The 4,008-nt window shown below is 44.2% G+C and carries 5 protein-coding genes and 1 pseudogene; 3 read left to right on the top strand and 3 right to left on the bottom strand.

What is annotated here, in order from left to right; all coding sequences use genetic code 11:
* Positions 1-112: pseudogene (locus IM322_RS23615) on the top strand (Uma2 family endonuclease); the annotation flags it as partial.
* A gap of 113 nt (positions 113-225) precedes the next feature.
* Positions 226-411 carry a PCP reductase family protein gene (locus IM322_RS22815; RefSeq protein WP_002771508.1) on the top strand — a complete coding sequence of 62 codons (186 nt, stop codon included), beginning with the start codon at positions 226-228 and terminating at the stop codon, positions 409-411.
* A gap of 4 nt (positions 412-415) precedes the next feature.
* Here the strand turns inward: IM322_RS22815 and moaA are convergent, their stop codons facing one another.
* Entirely contained in the window at positions 416-1,405 is a 990-nt protein-coding gene (moaA, locus tag IM322_RS22820) for a GTP 3',8-cyclase MoaA (protein WP_286827176.1), read from the bottom strand.
* A gap of 318 nt (positions 1,406-1,723) precedes the next feature.
* Here moaA and IM322_RS22825 point away from each other — a divergent pair, with 318 nt between their 5' ends.
* On the top strand, positions 1,724-3,067 hold the full coding sequence (locus IM322_RS22825; protein WP_287673549.1) for a DUF3370 domain-containing protein: 1,344 nt from the start codon (positions 1,724-1,726) through the stop codon (positions 3,065-3,067).
* Positions 3,068-3,074: 7 nt separating this feature from the next.
* On the opposite strand, the gene IM322_RS22830 is transcribed toward IM322_RS22825, so the two are convergent.
* Together IM322_RS22830 and IM322_RS22835 are read right to left on the bottom strand one after the other, a co-directional pair.
* Complete coding sequence (locus IM322_RS22830) at positions 3,075-3,587, bottom strand: TolB family protein (protein ID WP_004268855.1); 513 nt, start codon at positions 3,585-3,587, stop codon at positions 3,075-3,077.
* Positions 3,588-3,610: 23 nt separating this feature from the next.
* Complete coding sequence (locus IM322_RS22835; RefSeq protein WP_002737387.1) at positions 3,611-3,826, bottom strand: hypothetical protein; 216 nt, start codon at positions 3,824-3,826, stop codon at positions 3,611-3,613.
* Between the last annotated feature and the right edge of the window lie 182 nt (positions 3,827-4,008).

A 4,008-nucleotide genomic window follows, 5' to 3' on the forward strand; every position in this document is an offset into this window, starting at 1 on the left:
AATTGATTTCGTCACGGGGGAAAATGCGGTTTTACAATTGGTGTCGGTGGATTGGCAGATTTCTTTTCAAGATTTATATCAAAGAGTCAATTTCGACCTAGCAGAAACCTAAAATTAAGAGAAAGGTGAAAAAGAGTCGCTGTCAAGAAAATCGTCATCTCATCAGCTTTTCAATAAATAGCTAATCTTTTTTGGTATAATAGACGGACTACTATTGTTAAATCTATGGAAGCTCTAGATTTTTCCGATCAACTACAATGGACCGCAGAAGCAAAAGCAAAACTAAAAAATATTCCCTATTTTGTTCGTTCCCAAGCGCGTCAAAGGATAGAAGAATTAGCTCGTCATGCCGGTTCCGATCGAGTTACCGTGGAAATGGTAGAACAGGCTAGAGTAGAATTCGGACAGTAGATTTTTAGCCGCCAATTTGGGACATAGTACGGGTATAAATGCCGCTTGATGTGCCGGAATCACGCAGTTTAAAGTTTATTTCTGCTTTCAGTTCCATTAATTTCCCGACTTTTTCCCTGATTTCTGCCGGCGAAATTCCTTGACGGAGGGCAGTTTTTAGGTCAATTTGTCCAGTTTCGTTGAGGAGACAGGGACGCAACCAACCATCGGCCGAGAGACGTAGGCGGTTACAGCGATCGCAAAAACATTCCGACATCTGACTGATAAAGCCAATTGTACCCTTAGCCCCCGGAATTTGAAAAACATCGGCTGGACCATTTCCCCGCACTTGACCCTCATTTAAGCCCCATTTCGCCCGAATTCGCCCCCTTAATTCCTCGTTCGCAATCCAAGCTTTTTCTTGAAATAAATCACCGTTACCGATGGGCATAAACTCGATAAAACGGACGTGCCAACGCTTCTCGATGGTCAAAGCCGCTAAATCTTCCACTTCTGCCTCATTTATCCCCGGAATCACCACCACATTCAATTTTAAGGGGTCAAAACCCACTCTCTGGGCCGCTTGAATACCTGCCCAAGTTTTTTGCCAACGACTCCGGCCGCGATTACCGATAATTTTATCGAAAGTGTCGGGGTCGAGGGAGTCTAAACTGATATTAATCCGTCTTAGTCCGGCTTCATACAACATTTCGGCTAAATTGTCAAGTAAATAGCCATTAGTGGTCAGAGCTAAATCGCTAGTGGCAGATAAAGAGGCGATATCGCGCACAATCTCCACTACTTCGGGATGTAAGAGAGGTTCCCCACCAGTAAGGCGAAATTTGCGGAAACCGAGGGGAATAAAGACATTTTTGACTAAAGTAAGAATTTCCTCCCGGGTGAGTAAATCTTGCGGTCGAACATAGGACAATTCTGCATCTTCAGGCAGACAATACTGACAGCGAAAGTTACAGCGATCGATTAAACTAATCCTGAGATAGTCGATTTGGTTCAAGTTCACGGGCAAATACTGTTATAAAACTTCATGAATTTATCATAACAATTCTGGCTCGATCGATATCTAGACATCGGGCTAAGTTTCCAGAAAACCACGGTAACATCTGGATATTAGTCTATGATGACAATAGATTTGGTCAATGGCAAGAGCCAATAACCATTCGGAAGTTTGACAATTTTTCTTGATTGTACTTAACTAAAAAGGTCAGCTAACACCGGCAAGAAATATTAAACAATCCTCTAGATATGGACAAACAGAATACTATCTAAATTGAGCGAGCCAGTAATGCTATGATCAAAAATCATTGCTCTTGAGATGGTAATTTGTGTGATGTTACCTTTTTTGCTACCCATTGCCCAAACTCCCCCTAGTGTAGAAATAATTCGACCGGTGCAGGTGCGTCCTTTACCGAATCAACTAGATCAAGTTCCCGTTTTTAACAGCAATAGTCCCGAATTATTGCTAGGAGAAGGGATTTTGCTTTCGACTTTTCCCCCCCAAGAGAAAAGTTTCCCCTCGGCCCATTTAAATTATGCTTTTCAGGGACGCTTTGATATTTTTGCCCACCATATAGCGAGGGGGAATTTTCCCGATAATTTACGCACCCTTTATCTGGGTATATTACTCCACAATCCTAGTTCTAATCCCGTGACTGTTAAAATTTTGCAGGGGGCTAGTTATTTGAGTCAACCCGATGCAGCTTTTATCGATTTACCGGCACAAGTGGAAAATAATCAGGGGACGGTTTTTGCTGGGCCGGGAAGTCGGGTAATGGGGGATATTTTAATGGGGCAGCGTCAGGATATTTTTCCCGATCGGATTATTATTCCCCCCGGGGAAAGTTTTATGGTCTTAAATGCAGCGATTCCCGTGCGCGATTTGACTCCCCCTTTAAACGGTAGATCCACTTATCTCCGTCTGGAAAGTGACGGTCTTCTCTACGCTGCTAGTTTAGCTCTTTATGCAGCCCTAGATGAAAATGGGCAGGAAAGACCACCAAATCTGACAGAATGGGAAAATTTGCTAGAAAAAGGCGATTTATCGACTCCGCGGGATCGAGCGCCCACTCCTCCCAATAGTCAAGGACAGATAATTTATGGACGGGTAGCGGGGGTGTCCCAAGGTTCAGCTTGGCCGGCCCGATTGGTCGATCGAGCTTCTTTATGGTTAAATATTCCTGATTCTGGTCAATCTATAGCCTATGGGATTAGCACCCTACCCGGAGGCAAACTGGGAACGGAACAAAATCAAAGTGCTACCATGTTAGTTCGCTATCCCGATACGGCCTATCAAGCTCATGGTAATTACGGTGTGGAATATAGGTTAAGTTTACCTCTATTTAATCGAAGTGATGAGGCGAAAACAGTGACTATTTCGCTAGAAACACCGATTAAAGAGAATATTATTCGGCAGGGTTTGCGTTTTCTCGATCCAGCTGCCCCACAAGTGTTTTTTCGGGGAACGGTAGCCGTCAATTATAGCGATGACCAAGGACAGGCACAAAGCAGATTTTTCCATCTCGTCCAAAGACGCGGACAAGAGGGGCAACCTTTAGTGACTCTGACTATTCCTCCAGGGGATTGGCATATAGTACAGGTAAATTTTTTATATCCACCAGATGCAACTCCTCCGCAGGTCTTAACGATTAAGACCGAGTAGAACAAGTTTAAAATTGGCCGTTAACGATCGCAATATTCCATTGACCGTCTTGGTTGGTTTCAAAGGCAATTTGGCGACCATCACCGCTAATGGTGGGATTACGGACGCTTCCCCGCAGGTTAGCGGTTAACAGGGTTGCACGGGACAGGGAACGATCATAAACCATGACATCACTTTTGCCGCGTTCGCTGGAGATATAGGCAATTAAACGACCGTCAGCATTCAGAGATGGCTGATCTTGGCTAGAATCGCCACGATTTAGGTTAGGAAGATTAACTAAGCGCTTTTCTTGCAGATCGAATAAATATATACTACGACGACCGGAGCGATCGGAAGCGAAGGCTAAATAGCGACCATCAGCACTATAACTGGGGAATTGATCGGGAGCAAAACTATTTAAACCACCGGCGGGAACTTGAGGAGTGATCAAAAGAGGAGAATTACAGCCACTTATCCCCGATAACAGCCCAAAAGAGGCCAAAAATCGCCCCAGCCAGACAAAAAAATTTTTTTCTTTCATCTTGACTTTTGACCCCAAATGTGCTAGTAACTTTCTTCCTTGCCGACGGTTTTGAGGGTAAGTAGTTGATTGCCTTGACTGAGACTATCGGCGATCGCTTCTCGAATCGGCAGGTCAATACTGGTTTCAGCGAGGATTTCTTGGGCTTTTTGCCGCAAATCTGCCCCAGTATCGGCATCTACTTGGTCTAGATCGAGTAATTCCTGCGATAGCTGTTCGATCGAATTCGGGTTAGTCATAGCTCTGGCTCCCAACAAGCTTAATTACATACAATCCCATTTTGACACTCCTGGGCCTAAAGGCGTGAGGATTCTTGAGCTAATCACAGCCCTTTCTGGTTTCCCTTACTTAGGTCTTACACGATTATGTCTGAACCGAACCTACTAGAATATCACTTGCTATCTAGTTATCCTTTTTCTGG

The organism is Microcystis sp. M109S1 (assembly GCF_020247025.1).
Lineage (GTDB): Bacteria > Cyanobacteriota > Cyanobacteriia > Cyanobacteriales > Microcystaceae > Microcystis.

Bases quoted from the DNA above. Each gene is read 5' to 3' on its own strand.
- IM322_RS22815 (WP_002771508.1), top strand. From the start codon at position 226: ATGGAAGCTCTAGATTTTTCCGATCAACTACAATGGACCGCAGAAGCA.
- IM322_RS22825 (WP_287673549.1), top strand. From the start codon at position 1,724: ATGGTAATTTGTGTGATGTTACCTTTTTTGCTACCCATTGCCCAAACT.
- IM322_RS22830 (WP_004268855.1), bottom strand. From the start codon at position 3,587: ATGAAAGAAAAAAATTTTTTTGTCTGGCTGGGGCGATTTTTGGCCTCT.
- IM322_RS22835 (WP_002737387.1), bottom strand. From the start codon at position 3,826: ATGACTAACCCGAATTCGATCGAACAGCTATCGCAGGAATTACTCGAT.